Below are 22,971 nucleotides of genomic sequence, written 5' to 3'. Positions count from 1 at the left end.
GTACGTGCCTACGTCAGTTCATCAAGGTGATGCAGTAACGATACCGCCACGGTGAGCGCAAGATGAGTTTCAACAATCGCGGTTTTGTCATCTGGCCACCGGTTAGCACAGCGGTCGTCGATTGAAGAGCTCGCGCGCGGATTGTTACCTTCCCTGGATGCTATCTCACTATGATGCCGCACCGACCCGTAAACGATCGTTGCGCACGACGCGCAACTGGTGGACGCGGCATATTAGAGAATGGACATTAGGATGTTGTCTGCGGTTGTGGCTCTATAATTGCTGTCACCCCCGCGCGACCAATCTCTGCCGTCGCGCGAAGATCATGTGCCGCCGCACCATCTTTAGCCTGAACGGCGATACCTTGCAGGACGGCGCAAAGAAAGCGTGCAACCTTCCCGGAAAGAGTTGGTGACAACCAGCACCGAAGTTCATGATCAAGGTTTGCGGCCATGTCCCCTCGCCGCGCCGCGAGCTCCTCGCTTAAATCGCTGTGATCTGGATGACTGGTAAGCAAACCCAATGAAATCATGCAACCGCGCTCGCCTTGCTCGGACGTTACCCTGTCGATGACCTTGTCAAATAACTGCGCAACGGCCTCATCGAGGGTAAGCCGTACTCCATCTTCCTGCGAAAGCGATAATTGGGCCATCATCGAGTATCGGTGCAAAGCCTCACGATAAAGTTCGGCTTTGGATCCGAACGCAGCATAGAGGCTGGGAGGGGCTACGCCGATACTTTCTGTCAGCATGACTAAGGAGACGCCCTCATATCCATGCTTCCAGAATAGATACATCGCGGTCTTGATTGCTTCGTCCCGATCAAAGCCGCGTGGACGGCCGCCCTTGTTTTTAAGCTGTTTCATATCACTCACTAAAAAACCATTGACCAATGCGAGTCAATTAGCATAGTTCTATAGTGATCAATAAAGAAGGTGCCGTATGATCCTCAAAACCTATGCACGGATGTTTTCGACCGACTGCAATGCAACCCTGGTCGCACTCGAGCGGCTCCACGGCCGCCAAGCACATTTACGGTTTCGCTTCGGCGAATGGGACCTTGCGGGGATTGGAGACATGTTTGTCGTCGCAGGCACTGAGGAATCGCTAGCTCCTATCCGGGATAGCCATGGCCCAGTGATAGTTCACGACCTCCAGGCTATCGAAGCAGAGTTGCTTGCCAGTGGAGCAACCATAACCCAGCCAATAGTTAATGTTCCGACGGGACGGATGCTATATGCGCGCCATGCTGATGGCCTTCATATTGAATATGTAGAATGGAACGATGAACTTGTGGAACGATTTATCCGCAGGCCGCAACGCGAGGGACGGTTGTCGTCTGAACTGTAGTAGGTTGTCTGCATCTACAGGCTCGTAAGTTGTCGCTCGGCGAAGCGTTTGCCTACATTGGCCATTATTGAAAACTCCTGCACTTTTTTGGCTGACGCGGTCGCCCCGGAGATTGATTGCTCTGGGGCCAAACTTTGGACCGCCGGTGGCAAAGCGACTGGAAGCCGCCGATGCCTCATCGCAATCTGCGATAATGGACGCAGCGTTGGTCTCTCACGAAACGAGCCGGAGAGATATCGATGCCTCACCAGTCCGTACCAGTTCGTCTGTTCTAGGGTCCAAAGCGGAGGAAGACGGCAGGGACGCCGCAATGGCCGGAGGTGCCGGAGGAGACCCGCCAAGCGCTGACAGTGCTCACCGTGCGGCTGAACCAATCCCGGACGATCTGGAACGTGACGTTGCCGAGGCGAGCGGCATCGGAACGTGAGCCTCCCTCTTAGATCGACCCGAGTGCCAACAGACGTCGTGCCTGGGCTGCATCCTTCGTCACGCCGCGCCAAGGTGAAGGGCAATTTGATAAACGCCACTTTGCGCGTACTTCTGACTTCTCGAAGCGCCGATCGACACTCTTGTGTCGGCGTGGAAGTTCAGCGCTGGGTCTTTCTGTTCTGCCGCCGCTTTGCCTGCCATCGGACCTTACCAGCGCCCATGCGGCGCTGCTGGCCGAGCGCGCGGCGCGTATGCAGGCCGAGGCGGAAGCCGCCAATGCAAAGGCGCGGTTGTCGAGCACCGAGGTGCTGATCGCACATCTGCAATTACTGATCGGCAAGCTGGAACGGGCCAAGCACGGGCCGGGTCGTGAGCGCACCCAGCGGCTGATCGACCAGTTGGAATTGCAGCTCGAAGAACTCGCCGCGTCGGCAACCGAGGACGAACTGGCGGCCGAAGAGGCCGCGCCCAAAACGCAGGCAGTGCGTGCCTTCACGCGTAAACGGCCAGTGCGCCAGCCCTGGCCGGAGGATATCGAGTGCGAGCGCATCGTCCTCGACGCACCGACAGCCTGCGCTTGCTGTGGTGGATCGCGGCTATCGAAGCTGGGCGAGGACGTCACCAGAACGCTGGAGGAGATCCCGCGCCGATTCAAGGTGATCGAGACGGTGCGCGAGAAGTTCACGTGCCGCGATTGCGAGGCGATCAGCCAGGCTCCCGCGCCTTTCCACGCCACACCGCGCGGCTTCATCGGCCCAAACCTTCTGGCCACGATCGTCTTCGACAAGTTCGGGCAGCACATCCCGCTGAACCGCCAGAGCACGCGCTTCAAATGTGAGCGCATCGACCTGTCGACCCAGACGCTCGCCGATCAGGTCGGACACGTCGCCTTTGCCCTCAAGCCGGTCTTCGACCTGATCGAGACGCATGTGTTCGAAGCCGAACGGCTTCACGGCGACGACACGACGATCCCGATCCTGGCCAAGGGCCATTGCACAACCGGGCGAATATGGGTTTACGTGCGTGACGATCGGCCATTCGCCGGGCCTGCGCCGCCGGCAGCGGTCTTCTACGCCTCCAGCGATCGGCGCGGAGAACACCCGCAAAAGCATCTGGCCGACTTCAGCGGCATCCTTCAGGCTGATTGCTACAACGGCTTCAATCCGCTGTTCGACCGGACGAGGAGGCAGATGCCGGCAACGCCCGCGTTCTGCTTCGCCCATGCGCGCCGGAAGTTCTTTGAACTGGCCGATGTCGCCCGCAATGCCCGGCGGGGCAAGGGTGCCAAGCCGATCTCGCCGGTAGCCCTTGAGGCCGTGAAGCGCATCGATGCCCTGTTCGCCATCGAGCGCGATATCAACGGCCTGAGCGCGGCCGAGCGGCTTGTCGTCCGGCAGGAGAAGAGCAAGCCCTTGCTGAACGATATGGAGGAATGGTTGCGCGCCGAGCGGGCCAGCCTCTCGCGCTCGTCGCCGGTGTCCGGGCCGATCGACTACGTGCTGTCACGCTGGGCCGACTTCGCCCGGTATGCCGACGACGGCAGGATCTGCATGACGAACAATTGCGCGGAAAGAGCGTTGCGCGGCGTGGCGAGACGTGTTTCATTATGCACCCCTTCGTTAAGTGTCTGTAAACATTGGAAGCGTGTCCGCGTCAACATCGCGCAACGGGCGACCTTTCCGGGCAATCGCCGCTCTGACCGGCTCGGACGTCAAATCGACGGCCCGGATTTGATAGGGCGCTCGCGGAACAACCTGGACTGCAGGAAGAACGCCTGTGGAAACAAGGCGTCGTACCATATAGCTTGAGACGCCCAACGCTTTCGCGACCTCTGCTTGCGTGAGCCATTCGCCATTTTTGTCCGCTGAACGGTAGGCATCGATGCCACGCACGTAACGAACAGAGCGGACCCGATGGGCTGTCCAGGTCTTTCCCTGGCCGGTGGGAAAGCCTATTCGGTTGAGTGTGGCGGCGATATCCTCATCTGACCAGCGACCCGCCATGCTGCGTATGACTTCCAGTGCATCTTCGGCTGTCGCGCTGCCGTGTTCGCCGGAGCGCGGCTTGCGAACACGCAGTTCCGAGTGCTGGCCACCCCGCCAATGAATCGTGAGCACGACATCGCGTATGGCATCGTCGACATCGACGATGATGTCTGCGATCAGCGTTCGAAGAAGCTGCTGGCGGGCGCGCATCGTCACATCAGGAGCATTCCAGGCCGCTGACAGGTTTTCCGCCAGGTTGACGAAAGCATCTGGATCAACCGCGATGGTCGTCGGGTTTTCGGCGGGCTGGCGCGTCTCCAAATCACGCACGCGGCGCAACGCGATTTCCCAGTTTTTCTCCAACTGTGCGGCGATCAGACGATTGTCAGGATCACATGCCGCGTAGCGCCGCTCGGCAAGGCCGGCCTCGTAGCGGGCCTGCTGGAGTTCCAGATCCAGGATCTGGCGCTGATCATCTGCTTGTTTCCGATGCATCCGTTCCGCCTCGATCGCGGATTCGATCGCTAAGGGTTCTACCGCTCGTAACAGCTCTCGTGCCACCGCCGTGTCAATCTTCGGAGCACCGAAGATCATACAACGAGGCAGCCCAGCCAAATTACCCTTGTCGCAGCGGTAGGCCGGCTGGCTTATCGGGCCACCCCTATAGCAAACACTCAGACGTTGGCCGCAACGGGCGCACGTCAGAAGGCTCGATAAGAGCGCCTTGCCCCCACGGCCCGACTTTACACCATCTCTGCGACCGTAGGCATTGAGCGCCAACTGCTTCTGGTTGCGCTCATATTCCTCCCAGCCGATGTAGCCTTCGTGATGATCCTTGATCATCACCTCCCAGGTGCCCGCCGGCTTGTAATGTCCGTAGGTCCGCCGAGCTCGCCCCTCAACGATTAAGGTTCGCTTCTCGCTTTTGCCATAGACATAAGCGCCCGCATAGAATGGATTTTTTAGCACACTGATCACATTACGGTAGCGGATCGGCTGCCAGACGCAGTTCGTCATGCGGCCTTCATCAGCAGGCCGGGGGAAGTGGATTTGCTCGGCTTTCATCGACAACAGCACCTGGCGGGCGCTGCCAAGTTCGCGAAAGCGGGTGTAGATAAGCCGGATCACCTCTTGCAGACGGATGTCGGGATCAAGTCCCAGGCCTGCCTCGCGATGCCATACATAGCCGAACGGAACCGACAGGCGCAGCTCGCCTCGCCGCGCCTTCGATCTGGCGGCATCGAGCATCCTTGCCCGCAACACGCCCAACTCGAACTCACTGATGCTGCCTTTCATGCCCAGGAGCAGGCGATCATTGGGATGGCAGGCGTTGTACACGCCGTCACGATCGATGACGCGGGCTTCGACAAGCCCGCACAGTTCGAGCAAATGATGCCAGTCGCGCCCGTTGCGCGCGAGCCGCGACGCATCGAAGCACAGAACGGCCCCGACCTTGCCTGCGCAGAGCCACGCGACCAGACGATCGAAGCCGGGCCGTGCCACCGTTCCGCTCGCGGATCGCCCGAGATCGTCGTCGATGACCTCGATGTCGGCAAAGCCGTACTTGCGCGCGATGTCGACCAGATCATACTGGCGTCGCTGGCTTTCCAGATTGGTCATGACCTGGGACTGCGACGACTGGCGCACATAGACGACCGCCTTACGCTGGAGCACGGTCGCCGGGAGCAGATCAGCGCTTGTCATCGGCAAGCTCCTCGACTCGGATGCCGGCAGCTTGCATCAGGACTTGGGCAAGCGTCAAAACGACCTTCGCCCGGTCCGCTTCTTTCATCCCGTCCACCCGGCGGGGCTCGAATATCAGGCTCATCTGTCTGCCCGAGGTCAGCGCGGGCGCGTCGTGTTGTTTCATCGACTTTCTCCCAAGCGATTCCATTATCGCGTTGGGAGTTTGGGGGAGCAGCGGCTACCGTGACCAGCCTCTTCAGATCGGACAATGCCAAGAGATCGACCTGTTGCGCGCCCAAAGTCATCCCGGCGCAAATCACCGGATCAAGCATCCAGGCAGCCATCGAAACTACGAGACCCGATGGACCTTTCACCTTAAGAAATTGGCCCGTCGCTCGATGCTCTACCCGCCGCACGCTGACCTTGCGGCCAAAATAGGGATGCCAACGGTAATGAACCTCCAATTCCTGACCGACATGGGCAGAATGAACGGGCAATGGCTTGCGGAAGAAAGGCATGGCTGTTCGCCGGTTCCCAGCGTGGGGGCGAGCGCGCTGCCTTCATGTATTCCCTGATCGTCACGGCAAAGATGAACGATATCGATCCGCAGGCCTGGTTGGCGGATGTCCTCGCCCGCATGCCCAACCTTCCCGTGTCACGACTGCCGGAACTGTTGCCGTGGAACTGGACCGCCGCCGGCAGCGTACGGCAGATGGCGGCCTGATGGCGCGACCGACCCATGTCTACACGATCGAATACGTCGCCACGCTGATCGGCGAGAACCTCGAACTCGTCCAGGAAATTGCCAGCAACTCAGACAACATCGACTACGGCGAGATGATCCATGCCTATGACGGCAGCGAAGAGGGCATCACGACCTTCACCGACCGGGGCATCGAAAGTCTAAAGGAATTCCTCGCCGATATCCGCACCTGGGATGGCGGTGTCCGACAGTTCCTTGTGGACGAGCAATGCGATCCTGCAAGGATCGAACGCATCATGGCAGACGAGCCGAAATCATAAACCCCGCGGCCTTCGCCGGATGGATACATTGAAAGGATGGCGGCCGATCTTTTGGAGGCAATGCGGACATCGGATTTCCGCTTCTATCAAGGTCAGGGCTGCGATGACGGCGCGCCGGAATGCCGGCAGGGTTGGTTCAGGTGGTCCGTTCTGTTGACGCCTCTTCTTTTTTTCCCCGCTTTGCGATCTGAAGGCGGTGATACTGGAGGAAGGCATAAGCGATCATCGTCGTCAGGGCGTGACGATGCAGTCCTTTCCATGATCGGCCTTCGAAGTGGTCAAGGCCGAGCTCCTCTTTCATCTGCTGGTGCGCCTGCTCGCAGACCCAACGGGCCTTGATCGCGCCGGCCAGTCGTTTGAGCGTGGCATCGGCGGGCAGATTGGCGAGATAATATTTGCGCTCCCCGCTCGAACGCCACTCGCCGACCAGCCAAACCTCTTCACCAGGCATATCCGCGGTCCCTGTCGCCGGAGTGCAGGCGTCCACAGCACTACTCCACAAACGCAATCAACCAGGGCTCCATTTATGAAAAGTGTTCAGGAACTGCGTGTACGAAGTATCGAAACCGCTCCACAGACAACCCCAACCGTTCCTAGCGCGGCCGCCAGCCCAAGACCGCTGATGCGCCAGCCAAACGTTTCAATCGATGGATTGCTAAGAAATGGGGACAGGAACTGACCCAAGAACACAGATCCCGTCAGAATCGCAGCGGTTTGTCCGCGGCGGCCTGGAGGCGTCCGCGAGAGCGATAGAGCGACAAATCCCGGAATTGCCAGCGCATAACCCGCGCCAACCGCAGCATTTCCCAAGAAAATCGCCGTCGTAGTGTCTCCCGCGACGAGCGCTGCGAAACCGAGCGCCATAAGGCCGAAACCGAGCGCCCAGACACCGGCATTGCCGAAGAAGGCCTGAGCCCGAGGGTAGCCAAGCGCAGCAATGCCGCCGGCGACCATAAGCGTTCCGAGGGCGGCTCCTGTCATGCTCGGTGATGTATAGCCACGGCTGGACAAGAAGAACGGCAGTTGCGTGGGCATGACGAAAAACAGCATCGTCAAGACCATTTGCCCAAAGGCGAGCAGGAAGACGACCTTCGTCGTTTCACCGGAATTGGACTGTGCGGGCTTTTCGCCCGCCGATCTGAAAGCCGGTGGATCGACGATAACGCGCCAGAAAAACGGAAGAGCGAGTGCTGGCATCGCATATACGGCAAATGGAAGCCTCGGCTGTACCGAAGCAAGAAGCCCCGCAATCACGATGAAGACAAAACCGCCGAAGTTTCGCGCGGAAACCTGACCACTTGAAACAGCGTGCAATGCCTCGCCCGAGAAATAGTCTGCCATCAGCGCAGACTGGGCCGTCATGATCATGGCAAGCGCAATCCCGAGACATATCCTGCTGAGCAGGATCAACGGTAAGGTCGGCAGGATCAGGCCAGCACTTCCCGATACGATAAACAGCAGCAAGCCCAGCAGCAGCAAACGGCGGCGGCCAGAGCGATCAGCGACCGCTCCACACAATGGCGCCACCAGAACGACCGCCAAAGAAGGTGCCGGGACCAGCAGCCGGATCAGAAGCGCGTTGGTTTCGTTGGCAGCAAACTGCTGTTCGAGCCCCGGCAAGGCAGGGCTGATCGTGGCCGCCGTCATCACGGTGAGTGAGGCAGCGATCATCAACGCGAGCGCACGTGGATCGTGCCATATGGATAGTGCATTCGTTTGTCTGCTCAGCTGCATCTTTCACCGCTTTCCTTGCGTTTCACACTGGAAAAAGGCAGGGTACGACTTCAAGTCCGCTTGAGGTCAAGTATGAAATTTCTGGACATCGCCGAAGTCAGCGGCGCAAGCGGCCTACCTGCTTCGACGCTCCGATACTATGAGGAAGTGGGTCTCATCGAATCTGTGGGAAGACGGGGCTTGCGTCGTCAATATGATCCATCAGTTCTCAAATGGCTGGCCCTGATCAACATGGCACGGGCGGCGGGGTTTTCCCTCGACGAGATCGGACCGATGTTCGGTGGCCGCGGCACTGGAAGCGTCATCATTCCCCGCGACGAGTTGCACCTTCGGGCTGCAGAGCTGGAAAGCAACGCCGATCAAATCAGAGCGCTGGCGACCATGATGCGGCATGTAGCAGATTGCCCAGCCCCGTCTCATCTGCAGTGCCCGACCTTCCAGAAGCTTATGCGCATCGGGACAAAGTACCAGTCACGTACCCGCAGGAAGCAGATGACGCACTCTGTTGCCCGCAAGCGGGTGTGAACACAAAGCATCCTGATCGGCACCTGCTCTGTCCGGCACTTGGGATATATGCGTGGGCTCTTGATGGGATCCGAACTCGCGACCTACACATTTCTAAGCAGCTCATCGCGTTGAATGTCCATTATAATGTTCTTTCATGGACATAAATAGAGGTGCGGGAGATCGCCGTGGCGGTCGGCTATCATGTTCTCTCGTCTTCACTCCGCAGCCAGGCGATCGACGCCGCCGCCTAGGTGTGAATGGCCCAACGCGAGCCCGACATCTTGTAATCGTAGCGCCTGGAATATATATTCCGATCCATCGGAAGAATTAATCAGGAGGCCCATATGCCCGAGGTTGCGGAAATGCTGAAGGCGAGCGAGGCCGCTGTCGTTTCGCGCGTGAGCCTGCGCGACGTGAACCGCGCCATCGACGAACATATCCTGCCAGAGGCGTTTGTCTCGCTCGACAATGGCCGGCACATTCTCGCCGGCGCGTGCTCATTCATTGCCTTTTACTTCGAGAGCGCCAGACGCCTGACCTCGGAGGAGCGGCTCTTTGCAATCAAGACCGTCGGTCCGCGCCTCACGCGCTCGCGGGCGCTCGCCTGGGCTGCGCTGCTGCGCGAGGATTGGACTGTACACGACGAATTCCTGACAATCGACCTGCTTCCATTCGTCCGGGAGACAAGCAAGCGGTTGGACGATCTTGCGGCCGCTCGCGAACTCGTCGCGGTATCGCCGGATATCTTAGGCGGCACGCCGGTCATCAATGGCACGCGTGTTCCGGTCTATGATGTCGCCGCTTCCGCCGCGGCTGGTCTCCCGATCGAGCAGATTCTGGACACTTGGCCAAGCCTTGACGCGGAAAAGGTGCGTCTCGCTGCGATCTACGCGGAGGCAAACCCCCTTCGTGGGCGGCCGCGCGTCTCCTCCGATTTGCCCGAGGGCGCAACTATCATCGTCGACCGCCGTGTCGCCCGTCGCAGGAAGGCGGGATGAAATTTCTGATTGATGAATGCCTCAGTCCGGAACTTGCCAAACTCGCAATCGGCAAAGGTCATGGGGAAACGAGCCACATCGTCTGGATAGGTTTGGCCGGCCGCAAGGATTGGGAGCTGAAGCCGATCATCCTCCAGGGTGACTGGACATTCGTAACCAAGAACTCCGTGGATTTTCGGGGTCCAAAGGACACTCCCGGTTCCAAGGGCCAGTATGCAGACGTTGCCATCCATGCCGGGCTAATCTGCCTCAATGGCCCACCCGGCATGGATTTAGACATGCAGATCGAACTCTTCGAGCAGGCCCTTGCGGAGTTGGAGGCGGAGCCTGACTTGATCAACCAGGTGCTGGAGGTTTCACTTGAGGATGAAGACGAGCTGCGCATACTTCGCTACGCCCTGCCAAACGAATGAGCAGCCGTCATCTCTCACTTGAGGATCCCGAAAAGTCCGCTCACGCATCAGCGGACGATGTTCACGATGACGAGGTGAGAGAAACGCCGGAACGGCGGTTGCCAATTATGAAGCTGACCTTAAAGACGCATCCCGATACATCTAATCGCGGAATGGCATCGGCTCGTGTGGATTGCAACGGGCCATATGGACATGCGGTGTGGGTTTCCATCCCTTGCGTTGCGGGTGCAGGAGGTGCTGAAACTGAACCTGCGCCAGGCCGAAAAAGACGCCGCTCAGATCGCCGCCTGAAACAATAGCCCCATCATACGTCAGCAATGCCCCACACGCGCGAGAAAATTCCGCGGTTCACGGCGTATGGATACCGGATGGGCGCGAAGGCCTCCAGACGATGTTCCTGCGCCGACATTTCCCGGTCTATACCGTCGATCAGCCGCCTCGTGGCCGCGCCGGCAACAGCACAGTCGCCGCAACGGTCCAGCCCGCTTCGTTCGACCAGTTGCTCTTCGATCAATTCCGCATCGGCAAGGGGCCGGATTACTTCGAAAACGTCCAGTTCACCGCAAGCCGGAGACGCTCGACCAGTTCTTCCGCTCAGTGACGCCGAACACCGGCCCCTACGATGCCGGCGTGATCTCGGATGCGATGGCAGCCCTGTTCGCAAAGACTGGCCCCGGCATCCTGTTCTCGCATTAGCAGGCCGGTGGGCCGGGCTGGCTGACGGCGATTAAGAGCGAGAACGTCGAGGGGATCGCCGCTCTCGAACCTGACAGCGGCTTCATCTTCTCGGAAGGCGAACTTCCCGATGAGATGCCAAGCGCGGCCGGCACGCTGAGGCCCGAGGCCGGTTTTTACTCCGCCGTTGACACAGGCATGAACGCCGCAGCAAAATCCCATTCGCGATCCCTCGCCTGCATATCGAAGCGTCCGGCGGACATAATTCCGCCGGGTGGATTCCGTTAGGAAGGGCGACGGTTGCAGCACGCTCACGGCACCACACAAAATATCCAAACTTGACCATTATCGGCTTAGCGGTTGTTTTTCGCTGGCGAAATGAGTCGACCGTAGGCAGGGGACTTGGACAGGCGAGGATGACGATGATCCGCGGCAAGGTAGTGGCGATTTTGGCCTTTGTGACGCTCTTTCATTTCGAAGCTACACCTACCGTAGCGCAACGCCTTTCAGGTGAGATCTTTCTGGCAGCGGGAAAGCCTGGCCTGGAAGACCTCGAAAATCAGGCGCTAGCTGTCGACAATGATCCACTCGGCGTTGCAAACTATCTTGAGGACTTCAGAGCAGGTAGGGCTTTACGACAATATACGTCGTCCATGTTGACTGATGGTCAAGCCAATCGTCTGGGAAAGCAATGGGCGGCACTGGTGGCGGATCCAGACGCCCTGGCGAGAGCTGAACGAAAGGATGGAAGCCTCTGGTGGCCTGGGGCAGAAGATGTTGGCTTTTTCACGGGAGGCGTTTCATACGCGCTCAGCAAGCATCCTCAAGCGATCCAGGCCTTCAGTAAGGGAGCCGGCCGCCCGGAGCCGAAAGCCGGGCAGGAGATCGAGGAGTGGTTGAATGAAGCGGTGGCGGCGCTTTCGCGTCCGGCTCGTTCAGCTTTTGATCGGGCATTTCGCGCAGCCGCCACTCGTTAGCTGCTGATAGCGTTTCCCAAAGTGCCAGCCACCGCCTGGTGGGGCACGCCCCAACTAGCAGACTATCTCGTGACAAACCCTGCATGTGTAGGCTTGATCCTTCGCAGGTCTGTCCCAGCCTCGTTGGAGAAGCGTTGTACTGCTGCACTGCTCAGTTGTTCGAGCATCCTGGTGTCTGCGGTGGTGACGGCCTGGCTATAGACCGCCTGCTGGATCAGGAAGTTCATCATCAACACCTCCGAGAGTTCCTGACGCTGCGCTTCGCTCAGTTTCCTGAATCGAGGACTGCCCATCAACGCGGCACGCACCTGATCCAGTACGGGCTTGGTTGAAAACTCCTCATCATGTGCCTGATTGGCAATGATCCAATTGAGGATCCAGTATGCGGCAACCGCATCTACCGCGTCGCCTGGCTTAAGGCCGTCCTTGGAAACAAGGCCAGCCCACAGTTTGACGGGACTGCTCTTGTCGAACTCCAACTTGACGACCGCAGCACCCGCCGGACCGCTGGTCTTCTCAACGAAGGCAAGAAACTGACCTTCCGCCCTGGCGCTGACTTGCGGGTTGGACCTGTAACGGGTCAGATAAGCAGCATCCTCGGCGGCGCCACTTTCCCCCTCCTCAAGCGACGACCGAATAGAGGCATTCAACAAGGTGTTGTGCAGGGTGTTCATGGCAATGTCCGCCGCAAGTCCCTGGAACGGGTAGTCCTGTGAAAAGCTGGGCGACGACGTCGAAAAGCTGAAAATCAATGCGAACACGAGTGTTCTGAGCATTCCATCCTCCAATATTCGAACTGTTCCTATTGGAACTACGGCGTTTCCAATTTAACCGTTCTCCGGCTCGCAGAGCTTCGCCCTGCAATACGGCCCGCTTCTGGTATCTACAGGCAACGTTTACTTGTCGTTTGTGGTTTCTAGCCTGGCTGGGCAGACTCGAACCAGCGAAGCCTCTCGGAAGTGAGGCGAGCCTTGCAATCGATCAATGCGACGCTGGCAAAGGAGCCTGTTTGAAGCACGGCTTCCGCAGCGCATGTCGTATCGCGAAAGCTGATCCAGTCACGCTGGGCTTCACGAAATGCTTTCTTCTGGAAGGAATCCAGCTTTGGAGATAGTTCCAGCCAAGCCTTGTTGAGACTCGCGTCGGCCGTTTGGTACGAAAGCGTCACACACTTGAGCATTTCACTGGTAACGCCACCAGACCGATCGATACAATTTCTTTCTTCTTCTGAAGCCCCCTGCCCGATGGCGGGCTGACCAAGCAGCAGTATCAAAAAAGAAAACGAGATCAATAATCTATTCATAAAATTCAACCAACTTATAATTTCCCGGCTCGAGATAGGAAAGACGGCTTGTTCAGCCGGCTAACGGCTCTCTAAGCTGTTAGCCTCACGTTGATCCTAGATCGACCTGGAGTTTTCTGACATCTTCTTTCTCAAGCTCATCAAACCAGCTCGTCTGCGTTCGTGAGCAGTTTTCGGAATCGAGCTGTCCGGGTTCGCCGCGTCCCACGCCAATGCCTCGTCAATTAACCCGACCGCTTCCTCCACATCACCGAATTCATGCTTGTTTATCGGCAGGGCCACCACTCCCATTAGTGAAGCGAACAGCGCGGGCTTCCGACTTGGATCAAGTGGAGGATTTGCGATAAGCTAGGCACAATAGCGAAGCTGTCCTACATAGGGCACGAATGTCGCATCCTCCTTCCTTCCGGTCCGAAAAGCCTCTCGCGCCAGATCGATATATTGCACGGGCTCTAAAGTGGGATTCAACTCCCTGGGGGCGGCCTTCAACGGGCTCAGCAAAACCGAGAGGCTCGTGAACACCGCGAATGAAAGGCCAGAGAGCACAATCTTTCGCTTCATGCGTTCTCCTCTCTTTTTAACGGTCTTCTATATGCATCTATCCCACACTTGCACACCAAGTCGTCGAGGACGAGGCGACGAACTGAACGACTGAAATCGCGCAAATTATGGCAGGACGCGCCCAGGCCTTCATCCGAAGAGACAAACGCTGGCAAGAAGCCGCCAATCATCCTCTTATGTGGATGGCCATCGTCCGCACGTTCCAGGCGTTGACGGTGATCGAGATCCATACGCGTAAGGCGCTGGCAATCGAGGTTGGTCCGCACCTGCGCGGGGAGCATGTGGTCGACGTCCTCAATCGGCTTGCTTGGCGGCGCAAGGCTCCCGCAATCAACAACCCAGACTTCAATCCCATCAAAAACGCCTTCGCCAAGCTCAAGGCGATAATACGGGCAAGGGCCGCACGAACCATACCCCCCTGGAATGCCGTCAGTTCATTATCGAGCTCTTCACGCCCGTCGAATGCGCCAACTACTTCAAGGCCTCCGAATATGAACCGGATTGAACCGGAGGTGCTCTAAACTGTAACAGGGAGGACGTCTTCTATACTGTAGCCTATGCAGATTTTATCGCCAGCCGGAGGAATCTCTGGCTGCTGACGCATATCAGCGATAGCCATAACCGTCTCGTCTCCGATCGACATGATCAATCTCAAGCCGGTCCCTATAAAGATGACATCCGTCAAGGTCGCAACGAGCCGGATCTCGCAATCCTGCGCAAGGGTGCCAGCCTTCAGATGTTCCGGGCGCACGACATAGCAGCTCCCGTCCTCGCGTGAGAAGACGTTGCAGTCGCCCAGGAAGCCCGCGACGAATCGATTGACGGGCTTAAAATACAGATCCTGGGGCGTTCCCACCTGGATCACACGGCCTGCATCCATGACAACGATCCGGTCGGAAAGATTGAGCGCCTCCTCCTGATCGTGCGTGACATAGATCACCGTAATCCCGACACGGCGATGTAATGCCTTCAACTGAAGCTGGATCGACTGTTTCAGATTCTTGTCGAGCGCGCCGAGCGGTTCGTCCATCAGGAGGATATCCGGGCGGATGACCAGCGCCCGCGCAAGCGCGACCCGCTGCTGCTGCCCGCCGGACAATTGTCTCGGCAGGCGCTCCTCGTAGCCGGTCAAACCAACCATGGCGAGCGTCTCGTCGACCCGCTCGCGCAACTCGGATCGAGGCGTCTGCCTGGTCTCCAATCCGAAAGCGACGTTGTCGAACACGCTCATATGCGGGAACAGCGCATAATTCTGGAACACCATGCCGATATTGCGCTTCGAAACCGGCACCCGGCCGATATCCCGGTCCCCGATCCGGAGATGGCCGGCATCGATCGCCTCGAAGCCCGCGATCACTTTCAGCAAGGTGGTCTTGCCGGATCCGGATGCACCCAGCAAGCTACAGAATTCTCCCGCGCCGACATCCAGCGTGACGTCATCCAAAGCACGGAGCGCGCCGTAGTTCTTTACGATACCCGAAATACCGACGGGCTTACCGAGACTTGAAAAAGTCAATGTGACCTCCGTGTCAGGATCATGTTGAGTCCAAGCGTGAAAACGGTCAGCAGGATGATGAGTCCGGATGCGGCGATGATCGTGGGATCGATCTCGTGCGCGACACCTTCGTACATCAGCTTGGGTAGGGTCCGGCTTCGGACATTCGTGAGGAAGATCGCCAGCACGACGTCGTCGAAGGACGTAATGAAGGCGAAGACGGCGCCGGCGCCGATCCCCGGAGCGATGGCGGGCAGCATGACCCTGCGGAACATCATCGGCCAGGAGGCGCCGAGCCCGATGGCCGCCTGCTCCAGGTTCGTGTCGAAACCCTGGACCGCGGCGCGAACCGTCAGGAAGACATAGGGGCTGGCAAGGACGGCATGGCCAAGTCCCAGTCCGAGCGCGCCGCCGATGAGACCGAGGGGCGCGAGGAAATAGAAAAGGCCTACCCCAACGATGATGGTCGGGATGATCATCGGCAAGAGGAAATAGGTCTCGATCACCTTGCGAAACCGGCTGTCGATCCGGTTGAGCGCGATCGCCGCCGCCGTGCCCAACACGATCGACAAGGTGACTGCGATGGCCGCCACCTTCAATGAATTGAGGAGCGCCGTCAGCCATTTCGCGTTGGAGAAGAAGTTCAGATACCAGATGAGGGAATATTCTTCCGGCGGAAATCTGAGAAAGGGCGAAGCCCCAAGGCTCATCGGGAAAACGAAGAGGATCGGCAGGATGAGAAACACGGCGACGAGTATGCCGGCGGCCACCGCGACGCGCCCCCCCATGGACCGTTGCTTCGCCTTGCCGGCGAAACTCTCCCCGGCCCGGCCCGAACCGCCCGGGGCCATCAGCCGGTCGAGGCCGAAAACCTTCTGGAAAAGGAAGAAGACGATCAGCGTCGAGATGAGCAGGACGACGGCAAGGGCGGAGGCGAGCTCCCAGTTGAGCTGCTTGGAAATGTTGAAGTCGATCATCTGCGCGATCATCGTCTGGCCGGGGCCGCCCATCAGCGAAGGCGTTATGTAGTAGCCGATGGCGTTCATGAAGACGATCGTGGCACCCGCCAGCACGCCAGGCGCAGTGAGCGGCAGTAGCATCTTGAAGAAGATCCGGACAGGACCGGCGCCGAGGCTCTCGGCCGCCTGAATCACGGAACGGTCGACGGATCGAAAGGCGGCGAACAGCGGGAGCACGACGAATGGCATCAGGACATGCGTCATGCCGATCAGCACGCCGGAGAGATTGTAGACAAAGGGGAGAGGATTGGAGATCAGCGAGCTTCCAACCAGGACTTCGTTGAGAACGCCATTGCGCTGAAGGATGACGATCCAGGCCGTCGTGCGCACGAGCGCGCTCGTCCAGAAGGGCAATACGACCGCCAGCAGAAGAAGGCGCAGGACGCGCGGGCTGACGGTCGCCATGAGATAGGCCAGCGGATAGCTGAAGAGCACGCAAAGCGCCGTCACCATCGCCGAGATCGTGAACGTGTTGACAAGCACCGCGCGATAGACGGGCACATTAATAAGGTGGCGATAGGAGTCGAGCGTGAACTCATCCTGGCCGAAGCTCAACCCGAGAAGCGTGACGACAGGCCAGATGAAGAAGACCAGCAGAAGGATGCCGAGGGGCAGAAGCCCCAAGGCAGGCGCGGTCGATTTGCGTGCTACCGTCGTCATCATGGTCAGGTCACGAAAAGCTGGCGGGGGAAGTTCGTCAGGCGCTCGTAGCCGGTCTCGGTGATCGCAATCGTTTCGGACATCCCGAAGCCCTTTGCCAGCACATAGGTATGGAAGGTCATGCCCGGTGCGAAGCTCCAGGTGCATCCGGGCGCGGCTTCAAGCGGCTCGCCGCCATTCGGCTCGAGCAGCAATCCGACGGAATAGAACGTCTTGTTGGTGTAGGTTTCCCGCAACCCGGCCGACAGGACGCCTTCACGATAGATCCGGTCGGGCACCGTGGCTTCCACGCCGGGGGCGACCTGGGCCAGCGCTTCGTCCTGAATCCCGATGAGCTGCTCGACCGTCCGCATGTCCTCGTCAGTCGCGCCTCCGACCTTCATCGGCCGCATGAAGCGTGCGTGATAGCGCCGGTGGTTCGGCGTCGTTTCGAGTTGCACGATATCGCCGTGCTGCAGGACCCTATCCGTATAGCCGCCGTGAAGGTGGAAAGCCCGCTCGCCGGAGGAGAGCACGCCAGGGCCTGGGGAATCGCTGCCCGCGAGGATCATCGCCGCGCAGATGGCTGCTGCCATATCCCGCTCGCTCGCACCGGCTTTCGCGGTCTCGATGCCCGCCCGCATGCCCGCTTCGGCGGCGGCCGCCGCTTTGCGCTGATAGGCGATTTCAGCCGGCGACTTGATCAGCCGCATGGAGGAAACCAGCCGGCTGCAGTCCACCCAGCTCGATTTCGGAAGCGCAGCCTGCAGGCCGGAAAGACGGGCCGCAGAAAGTGTCCAGGCGCCCATTTCGACCGCGAGGCGCGGACTGTCCCCGAGGCAAGCCGTGATAGCGGAAGCGGCCACCCGGGACTTGTCATCGGAATCGTTCCACATGGCGCGCCCCGGGAAGACGCAGGTGGAATCGAGATAATACTCTTCGACATCCCGGCAGATCACGACCGGATCGCCCGACGCCGGAATGATCGCGAACTGGAACGAGCTATATCCGCGCGTAAAGAAACCGGTGAGATAGGTGACGGTTTCCGGGAGAAAAGCCAGGAAGGCGTCGAAGCCGTCCTTCTTCAGCTCGGCCTGGACCCGAGCTACCCGGGACGCGAATTCGTCCCGGGAAAACCAGTAGTTCGTCTGTACCATGATCTCAGTCCTGCAGCAGTGCCGTGTATTTTTCGGTCATTGCGGTGGCGTGCTCTCCCCACCAGGCCGTATTCAGGAAGAGCGCACCCTTCAGACGGTCTGGCGTCGACGGCAGCCGTGCCTTTCTTTCGTCGTCGATCAGCGCCATGGCGCTCTCGGTGATCGGGCCGTAGGCGACATATTTGCTGAATTCCGCCTGCGCTTCCGGGGAAACGACGTAGTTCAGGAACTTGACGGCCGCATCCTTGTTGGGAGCGTTCTTGACGATCATGAAATAACCGACCTGGGCAACCGACTGGCCCCAGGTCATCTTGATCGGCAACTTCTCGTCGATGCCACCCTGGAACCGGCCATTCCAGCCGATCGCCATGGTCACCTCTCCGCTGCCCAGCGCCTGAACGGGCTGTGCGCCGCTAGACCACCAGACGGACACATGCGGCTTGATCTCAGCGATCTTGTCGAAGGCCCGCTTCACACCTTCCGGCGTATCGAGCACGGCGTAAACCTGATCGGCGGGTACGCCATCGGCAAGCAGCGCGATTTCGAGAACCTCGGAAGGGCTGTCCGGCATCGCGCGTTTTCCGGGAAATTTTGCGACATCCCAGAAGTCCGCGAACGTCTGCGGTTGCGGCCCGCTGTCCGGGAACTGCTCGGTCGAGAAGCCGATGACTGTCGAGAAGATTTCCGACGGAACGCCATAGGGATGGCGCGCCTCTGCAAGAACATGATCCTGATTGACCATTTCCGGCGTGATTTCCTCGAACAGCCCTTCGGCCTTCCCGCGCGAAAGGGCGTCCCCGCCGCCGGTCACGACGTCCCAGCTTACGGTGTTGGTGTCGACCATGCCTTTTATCTTGGCGATTTCCGGATTCGTATCCTGGACGACATCGATCCTCGTCTTTTCGTGGAACGGATCGATCCACGCTTTCGTGATCGCCTCCTGATAGGTCCCGCCCCAGCTGGAGAAGACGAATTCCTCTGCATGCGACGTGGAAGCGATGAGCATTCCAGCGGCGGCCACAGCCGCCAACAACAGGCTTCTAGACACTTGGTTTCCTCCCAATGATGTGTTCAGGCCAGGCAGTAACGAGCAAATTTCGTAATCATCGTCTTGGCGGGCAGGACATCGTCAGCGGCCTGCTTAAGCTGCTCGACGTCGGCGCCATCCTTCTCCAGGGTGCTCCTGTTTTCCTCGAACCAGATCGCCGCCTGTTCGCGGGAGATCTCCGGATGTCCCTGAATCCCCCAGATCGGCCGGTCGCGGTATCGCCAGATATGGTTGGGGCAAAGATCGGTGGAGGCGAGGATTGTCATGTCGGGGTGAGCCGCGGCGACCTCGTCATTGTGCCAGACGAACATATAGACCTGGTCGCCGAGGGAGTTTGCTATGGGGTCGCTCGCTGCGGCCTCCGACACGTTCAGCCATTTATAGCCGACCTCGCAGAACGAACGCCGGAAGACCTGAGCACGGCCACACAGCGCGGAGGCGAGGATCTGGCTGCCGAAGCAGATACCGAGCATGGGAATGCCTGCCCGCTCGGCCTGCTGTAGCAATTCATGCTCCCGATGGATGAAAGGAATATCTTCGTAGGCGCCATGGGGGCTGCCGGAAACGAATATCCCGGAATAAGCGCTTAGATCGTTGGGGAAGTCGCCATCGTAGGCCCAGCGATAATCGATATCTAGACCGTGGCTTGCGAATGTATCCTCAAGCTTGGAGACGGTTTTGCACTCGGTGCCGTTCTGCAGGAAAAGCAGTGTCCGCTTCATGATCAAATTCCCTTGATAAGTCCCCCGTCGACGCGGATCTTGGATCCGGTGACATAGCTGGCGCGCGTGCTCGCAAGGAACGTCACGACATCGGCGAATTCCTGCGGATGTCCGTAGCGCCCCAGCGGGATCGCGGCCCGCGAGTTCGCTTGTATCTGCTCCACAGGGCGGTCGAGCCGCTTTGCGGCCGCCGTGTCGAGTTCCCCGACCCGCTCGGTGTCGATCCGGCCGGGCAAGACCACGTTGACGGTGATGCCGCTGGCAGCCACCTCGCTCGCGAGGGTCTTCGACCAGCCGAGCACGGCAGTGCGAATGCCGTTGGAGAGCGCGAGGTTCGGGATCGGCTGCTCGATGCCGGAAGAGCCGATCGTGATCACCCTGCCCCATTTCCGGTCCATCATCGGCGGCAACAGGCGGCCGGTCAGGTGGAACAGGTGCGCCGCCATGACCAAAAAGTGGGCCTGCCAGTCATCGAGGCGAGCCGAGAGCGCCGCACCGGGCGGCGGTCCGCCGCCGTTGTTGACGAGAATGTCGACACCGCCTTCGGCCAACAGGCGGTCTGCAAATGCATCGAGCGCAGCCCTGTCCGAAAGGTCTAAGGAGCAGGCTTCCACTCGCGCCGCAACCGGTTCGGCAAGCCGCGCGCGCCATTCGACGATCGCGTCCTCGCGCCTTGCTGCCGCGAAAACGATGGCGCCTTCACTTGCCAGGGACTGAGCAATTGCCGCACCGAGACCCCGGCTGGCGCCGAGCACAAGGGCGCGTTTTCCCTCAAGACCGAGATCCATCAGCCGAGTCCTCCCAGACGGCGCTCCTGCCGGGCAATGAGCGTTTCTATGTCGGCAATATCTGCGGCGCTCAGTTTCGCGCTGGGTTGGCGCAGCGCTGGAGATGCGATTGCACCACGGCGGGCCAGGACGTGCTTGCGAATGGCGAGACCAAGCCCCGGCTGCTGCTCGTATCGGGCAAGCGGCAGATACGCATCGAAGATATCGCGCGCGCGTTCCCGATCCCCGGCCGCATGGGCCTTGCAGACATCGACCATCATTTCGGGATAGGCAAAGCCCGTCATCGCGCCATCTGCGCCGCGGTCGAGTTCCTCCGGGAGGAACAGCCCGCCATTGCCTGCGAGAATACTGATGCGGCGTGCATCCGGCGCCGCCCTGAGTGCCGTGATCTTTGCAAGCCCGGGCCAATCCTCGTGCTTGAGCATGACGCAGCTCGGAACCGCCTTCACGATCTGCGTAATCACCTTCGGCGTGATCTGTACGCTCGTCACCAGGGGGAAATCCTGCAAGACCAGAGGGACGTCCTCGCCAAGCGTGCTCGCAACCATCTGGTAATAGCCGAGAATGGCATCATCGCTGCGCAACGTGCCCGGCGGTGCCACCATGACACCCGCCGCACCGACATCCATCACCGCAGCGGTCAGTTCCCGCATGGCCGCGAAGCCCGGGCTGGAAACGCCCACGACAACCGGCACGTCCTTGCCCGCGCGCGCGACGACCCGCCGGGTGACATCGAGACTCTCGGCCGCGGAGAGCTTCGGCGCCTCGCCCATCATGCCGAGGACGGTGATACCGGAAGCGCCTGCCTGGAGATAAAAGTCCGTTACACGATCAAGGCTCTCGTAATCGAGAGCGCCCGTTTCCGTGAACGGCGTGACCGCGATGATGTACACGCCCGTGGCAGCTTCTGACAGCAAGGCCATCTTAAAGTCTTCCTTTCGACAATGCCTGAACAATTCCGGCCCGCGCGTTTTCGAGATGACGGCTCATCGCCTCGGCCGCTGCCTGGCCATCCCCCGCCTCTATCGCGTCGATGATCGCAAGGTGCTCTTCCTTGCCGGCTTCAAAGCGGGACGGTATCCGCGAGAGTCCGAACATCCGGGTACGATCACGAAGTTCAACGACCATACGGGCCAGAAGCTTGTTTCCGGAGGCCTCGGCAATGGAAAGGTGAATCAGGTCATCGACACTCCAGTGGAGCGCCGGCACGACGCCTGAAGGATCGCGCATGTCGAGAATGGCATTGCGGATCGCCGTCACAGTCTCCTTGCTCATCCTGCCGGCCGCCTCCCTGGCCGCACCGACTTCAAGGAACAGGCGAACATTGAGGATCTCGATGATGTCCTCGACGGCAACACCCTCGACCAGGATCACCCGCCCGTGCCGACGCAGATACCCTTCCCCCTCAAGCCGACCGATCGCGGCGCGAATGGGCGTTCTGGACCGGCCCAGCCTTTCACCAAGGCCGCGCTCCGTAACGACGGCCCCTCCCGGCATTTCCCCTGAAACGATCATGCGCCGAATTTCTTCGAAGGCGCTTTGCGTGAGGGTGTCTTCTTCATTCTGCATTGCCCTGGCGTCCGCTTGGTATACCAATAATATCCCATATGAACACTGAATGGATGCCGAGTCAAATTGTATTCCGGTTTTAAGTTTGGGTGTTGGTTTCCACGCAGAACTGAGCCGGTTAGGCGCATAATTTCCATTGAGAATTGAGCCATGTGAACCTTCCCCCAACGCGGTGAGCGACGGGGGCAACGGAGTGATCCACATGGGACTTTTAAACATCATCCGTCGGATGGCGCTGCGCGAGAAGCAGTCGATCCGGGAGATCAGCCGGCGCACGGGGCTGTCACGCAACACTATCGCAAAGTATTTGAGTGCCGGCACGATCGAGCCGACGTTCACGGTTCCGGAACGACCGAGCAAGCTTGATCCTTTTGCAGACAAACTCTCTGGCTGGCTGAAGACCGAGGCCGGGAGGTCGCGCAAGCAGCGCCGAACATTGAAGCAGCTTCATGCCGATCTGATGGCTCTCGGCTTTACCGGCTCCTATGGTAGGGTCGCCGCGTTCGCTCGTGACTGGCGGACTGAGCAGCAGACAGCGAGCCGCGGCATATTCATTCCTCTGTCCTTCCGCCCAGGCGAAGCGTTCCAATTCGATTGGAGCGAAGATTATGCCGTGATAGGCGGCGAGCGCACGAAGCTGCAGGTCGCCCATATCAAACTATCACACAGCCGGGCGTTTCTGGTCAGGGCCTACCTGCTACAAACGCACGAGATGCTCTTCGACGCTCATTGGCACGGGTTCCGTGTGTTTGGCGGTGTGCCGGGTCGCGGCATTTACGATAATCTATGGACGCCTCCCGGGCGAGATGAACATTTGGCGGCACTCGGCATTGGATGCGTGAATCTATCCGGCCTATCGCTGGAGCGATCACGCTCCTGGCCTTGATGGGAGTC

General features: G+C 59.4%; 20 protein-coding genes and 6 pseudogenes. 11 read left to right on the top strand and 15 right to left on the bottom strand.

Annotated features, from left to right (window positions below; translation table 11 throughout):
- Positions 1-247: 247 nt before the first annotated feature.
- Positions 248-865 (bottom strand): TetR/AcrR family transcriptional regulator, encoded by a 618-nt coding sequence (locus P9A16_RS33500; protein WP_130521150.1) that lies wholly within the window; start codon positions 863-865, stop codon positions 248-250.
- A 76-nt stretch (positions 866-941) separates the two neighbouring features.
- Between P9A16_RS33500 and P9A16_RS33495 the strand changes: the two genes are divergently transcribed.
- The gene (locus P9A16_RS33495; protein ID WP_130521152.1) at positions 942-1,349 is read left to right on the top strand and encodes a VOC family protein; all 408 of its coding nucleotides are present in this window, start codon (positions 942-944) and stop codon (positions 1,347-1,349) included.
- Positions 1,350-1,942: 593 nt separating this feature from the next.
- A pseudogene (gene tnpC, locus P9A16_RS33490) lies at positions 1,943-3,370 on the top strand (IS66 family transposase); the annotation flags it as partial.
- A gap of 27 nt (positions 3,371-3,397) precedes the next feature.
- On the opposite strand, the gene P9A16_RS35870 reads toward tnpC, so the two are convergent.
- Positions 3,398-5,467, bottom strand: coding sequence for a recombinase family protein (locus P9A16_RS35870; protein ID WP_278026455.1), 2,070 nt, complete (start codon positions 5,465-5,467; stop codon positions 3,398-3,400).
- On the bottom strand, positions 5,454-5,633 hold the full coding sequence (locus tag P9A16_RS33480; RefSeq protein ID WP_130521156.1) for a hypothetical protein: 180 nt from the start codon (positions 5,631-5,633) through the stop codon (positions 5,454-5,456). The genes P9A16_RS35870 and P9A16_RS33480 overlap by 14 nt, the downstream gene beginning before the upstream one ends.
- 306 nt (positions 5,634-5,939) lie before the next feature.
- Here P9A16_RS33480 and P9A16_RS33475 point away from each other — a divergent pair.
- Both P9A16_RS33475 and P9A16_RS33470 read left to right on the top strand, forming a co-directional pair.
- A pseudogene (locus P9A16_RS33475) lies at positions 5,940-6,173 on the top strand (transposase domain-containing protein); the annotation flags it as partial.
- The gene (locus P9A16_RS33470; protein ID WP_130521167.1) at positions 6,173-6,472 is read left to right on the top strand and encodes a hypothetical protein; all 300 of its coding nucleotides are present in this window, start codon (positions 6,173-6,175) and stop codon (positions 6,470-6,472) included. The pseudogene P9A16_RS33475 and the gene P9A16_RS33470, both read left to right, overlap by 1 nt.
- Here P9A16_RS33470 and P9A16_RS35865 read toward each other — a convergent pair.
- Positions 6,447-6,935: pseudogene (locus tag P9A16_RS35865) on the bottom strand (hypothetical protein); the annotation flags it as partial. The gene P9A16_RS33470 and the pseudogene P9A16_RS35865 sit on opposite strands and share 26 nt — an antisense overlap.
- A gap of 74 nt (positions 6,936-7,009) precedes the next feature.
- Positions 7,010-8,206, bottom strand: coding sequence for an MFS transporter (locus tag P9A16_RS33460; RefSeq protein ID WP_130521158.1), 1,197 nt, complete (start codon positions 8,204-8,206; stop codon positions 7,010-7,012).
- A gap of 72 nt (positions 8,207-8,278) precedes the next feature.
- On the opposite strand from P9A16_RS33460, the gene P9A16_RS33455 reads away from it, so the two are divergent.
- The 5 genes and pseudogenes from P9A16_RS33455 to P9A16_RS33435 all read left to right on the top strand — a co-directional run bounded on the left by P9A16_RS33455 (position 8,279) and on the right by P9A16_RS33435 (position 11,776).
- The gene (locus P9A16_RS33455; RefSeq protein ID WP_130521160.1) at positions 8,279-8,731 is read left to right on the top strand and encodes a helix-turn-helix domain-containing protein; all 453 of its coding nucleotides are present in this window, start codon (positions 8,279-8,281) and stop codon (positions 8,729-8,731) included.
- Between the two features lie 326 nt (positions 8,732-9,057).
- Positions 9,058-9,711: a DUF433 domain-containing protein gene (locus P9A16_RS33450; RefSeq protein ID WP_130521163.1), complete on the top strand. Its 654-nt coding sequence runs from the start codon at positions 9,058-9,060 to the stop codon at positions 9,709-9,711.
- Positions 9,708-10,124, top strand: coding sequence for a DUF5615 family PIN-like protein (locus tag P9A16_RS33445; RefSeq protein WP_050746638.1), 417 nt, complete (start codon positions 9,708-9,710; stop codon positions 10,122-10,124). The genes P9A16_RS33450 and P9A16_RS33445 overlap by 4 nt, the downstream gene beginning before the upstream one ends.
- Before the next feature lie 364 nt (positions 10,125-10,488).
- Positions 10,489-10,970 (top strand): annotated as a pseudogene (locus P9A16_RS33440) (alpha/beta hydrolase); the annotation flags it as partial.
- A gap of 245 nt (positions 10,971-11,215) precedes the next feature.
- Positions 11,216-11,776 carry a hypothetical protein gene (locus P9A16_RS33435; RefSeq protein WP_278026454.1) on the top strand — a complete coding sequence of 187 codons (561 nt, stop codon included), beginning with the start codon at positions 11,216-11,218 and terminating at the stop codon, positions 11,774-11,776.
- A 62-nt stretch (positions 11,777-11,838) separates the two neighbouring features.
- On the opposite strand, the gene P9A16_RS33430 is transcribed toward P9A16_RS33435, so the two are convergent.
- On the bottom strand, positions 11,839-12,552 hold the full coding sequence (locus P9A16_RS33430) for a DUF6683 family protein (RefSeq protein WP_272790521.1): 714 nt from the start codon (positions 12,550-12,552) through the stop codon (positions 11,839-11,841).
- Positions 12,553-12,692: 140 nt separating this feature from the next.
- Entirely contained in the window at positions 12,693-13,079 is a 387-nt protein-coding gene (locus P9A16_RS33425; protein ID WP_272790520.1) for a lysozyme inhibitor LprI family protein, read from the bottom strand.
- A gap of 896 nt (positions 13,080-13,975) precedes the next feature.
- Here P9A16_RS33425 and P9A16_RS33415 point away from each other — a divergent pair.
- A pseudogene (locus tag P9A16_RS33415) lies at positions 13,976-14,145 on the top strand (IS630 family transposase); the annotation flags it as partial.
- A gap of 12 nt (positions 14,146-14,157) precedes the next feature.
- Here P9A16_RS33415 and P9A16_RS33410 read toward each other — a convergent pair.
- Genes P9A16_RS33410 through P9A16_RS33375 form a run of 8 tightly spaced genes read right to left on the bottom strand, consistent with a single transcriptional unit; the run spans position 14,158 to position 22,077 of the window.
- Entirely contained in the window at positions 14,158-15,156 is a 999-nt protein-coding gene (locus P9A16_RS33410) for an ABC transporter ATP-binding protein (RefSeq protein ID WP_272790519.1), read from the bottom strand.
- Positions 15,153-16,817 carry an ABC transporter permease subunit gene (locus P9A16_RS33405; RefSeq protein WP_272790518.1) on the bottom strand — a complete coding sequence of 555 codons (1,665 nt, stop codon included), beginning with the start codon at positions 16,815-16,817 and terminating at the stop codon, positions 15,153-15,155. Before P9A16_RS33405 ends, P9A16_RS33410 begins: the two co-directional genes overlap by 4 nt.
- Positions 16,818-16,819: 2 nt before the next feature.
- Complete coding sequence (locus tag P9A16_RS33400; protein WP_023514372.1) at positions 16,820-17,950, bottom strand: M24 family metallopeptidase; 1,131 nt, start codon at positions 17,948-17,950, stop codon at positions 16,820-16,822.
- 4 nt (positions 17,951-17,954) lie between these two features.
- Positions 17,955-18,998: an ABC transporter substrate-binding protein gene (locus P9A16_RS33395; RefSeq protein ID WP_024270699.1), complete on the bottom strand. Its 1,044-nt coding sequence runs from the start codon at positions 18,996-18,998 to the stop codon at positions 17,955-17,957.
- Positions 18,999-19,021: 23 nt separating this feature from the next.
- The gene (locus P9A16_RS33390) at positions 19,022-19,720 is read right to left on the bottom strand and encodes a type 1 glutamine amidotransferase (protein WP_278026453.1); all 699 of its coding nucleotides are present in this window, start codon (positions 19,718-19,720) and stop codon (positions 19,022-19,024) included.
- 2 nt (positions 19,721-19,722) lie between these two features.
- Positions 19,723-20,508: an SDR family oxidoreductase gene (locus P9A16_RS33385; protein ID WP_023515830.1), complete on the bottom strand. Its 786-nt coding sequence runs from the start codon at positions 20,506-20,508 to the stop codon at positions 19,723-19,725.
- Positions 20,508-21,431: a dihydrodipicolinate synthase family protein gene (locus P9A16_RS33380; protein WP_272790517.1), complete on the bottom strand. Its 924-nt coding sequence runs from the start codon at positions 21,429-21,431 to the stop codon at positions 20,508-20,510. The genes P9A16_RS33385 and P9A16_RS33380 overlap by 1 nt, the downstream gene beginning before the upstream one ends.
- A 1-nt stretch (position 21,432) precedes the next feature.
- A complete protein-coding gene (locus P9A16_RS33375; protein WP_023515828.1) occupies positions 21,433-22,077 on the bottom strand; it encodes a GntR family transcriptional regulator in 645 nt (214 codons plus the stop codon).
- Positions 22,078-22,279: 202 nt separating this feature from the next.
- Between P9A16_RS33375 and istA the strand changes: the two are divergent.
- Positions 22,280-22,882 (top strand): annotated as a pseudogene (gene istA / locus P9A16_RS33370) (IS21 family transposase); the annotation flags it as partial.
- Between the last annotated feature and the right edge of the window lie 89 nt (positions 22,883-22,971).

Source organism: Shinella sp. 838 (assembly GCF_029623935.1).
GTDB lineage: Bacteria > Pseudomonadota > Alphaproteobacteria > Rhizobiales > Rhizobiaceae > Shinella.
Note: the sequence above shows the minus strand (reverse complement) of the source record. Positions and strands in the feature narration are given on the sequence as shown.

Bases quoted from the DNA above. Each gene is read 5' to 3' on its own strand.
- P9A16_RS33500 (WP_130521150.1), bottom strand. From the start codon at position 865: ATGAAACAGCTTAAAAACAAGGGCGGCCGTCCACGCGGCTTTGATCGG.
- P9A16_RS33495 (WP_130521152.1), top strand. From the start codon at position 942: ATGATCCTCAAAACCTATGCACGGATGTTTTCGACCGACTGCAATGCA.
- P9A16_RS35870 (WP_278026455.1), bottom strand. From the start codon at position 5,467: ATGACAAGCGCTGATCTGCTCCCGGCGACCGTGCTCCAGCGTAAGGCG.
- P9A16_RS33480 (WP_130521156.1), bottom strand. From the start codon at position 5,633: ATGAAACAACACGACGCGCCCGCGCTGACCTCGGGCAGACAGATGAGC.
- P9A16_RS33470 (WP_130521167.1), top strand. From the start codon at position 6,173: ATGGCGCGACCGACCCATGTCTACACGATCGAATACGTCGCCACGCTG.
- P9A16_RS33460 (WP_130521158.1), bottom strand. From the start codon at position 8,206: ATGCAGCTGAGCAGACAAACGAATGCACTATCCATATGGCACGATCCA.
- P9A16_RS33455 (WP_130521160.1), top strand. From the start codon at position 8,279: ATGAAATTTCTGGACATCGCCGAAGTCAGCGGCGCAAGCGGCCTACCT.
- P9A16_RS33450 (WP_130521163.1), top strand. From the start codon at position 9,058: ATGCCCGAGGTTGCGGAAATGCTGAAGGCGAGCGAGGCCGCTGTCGTT.
- P9A16_RS33445 (WP_050746638.1), top strand. From the start codon at position 9,708: ATGAAATTTCTGATTGATGAATGCCTCAGTCCGGAACTTGCCAAACTC.
- P9A16_RS33435 (WP_278026454.1), top strand. From the start codon at position 11,216: ATGACGATGATCCGCGGCAAGGTAGTGGCGATTTTGGCCTTTGTGACG.
- P9A16_RS33430 (WP_272790521.1), bottom strand. From the start codon at position 12,552: ATGCTCAGAACACTCGTGTTCGCATTGATTTTCAGCTTTTCGACGTCG.
- P9A16_RS33425 (WP_272790520.1), bottom strand. From the start codon at position 13,079: ATGAATAGATTATTGATCTCGTTTTCTTTTTTGATACTGCTGCTTGGT.
- P9A16_RS33405 (WP_272790518.1), bottom strand. From the start codon at position 16,817: ATGATGACGACGGTAGCACGCAAATCGACCGCGCCTGCCTTGGGGCTT.
- P9A16_RS33400 (WP_023514372.1), bottom strand. From the start codon at position 17,950: ATGGTACAGACGAACTACTGGTTTTCCCGGGACGAATTCGCGTCCCGG.
- P9A16_RS33390 (WP_278026453.1), bottom strand. From the start codon at position 19,720: ATGAAGCGGACACTGCTTTTCCTGCAGAACGGCACCGAGTGCAAAACC.
- P9A16_RS33385 (WP_023515830.1), bottom strand. From the start codon at position 20,508: ATGGATCTCGGTCTTGAGGGAAAACGCGCCCTTGTGCTCGGCGCCAGC.
- P9A16_RS33380 (WP_272790517.1), bottom strand. From the start codon at position 21,431: ATGGCCTTGCTGTCAGAAGCTGCCACGGGCGTGTACATCATCGCGGTC.
- P9A16_RS33375 (WP_023515828.1), bottom strand. From the start codon at position 22,077: ATGCAGAATGAAGAAGACACCCTCACGCAAAGCGCCTTCGAAGAAATT.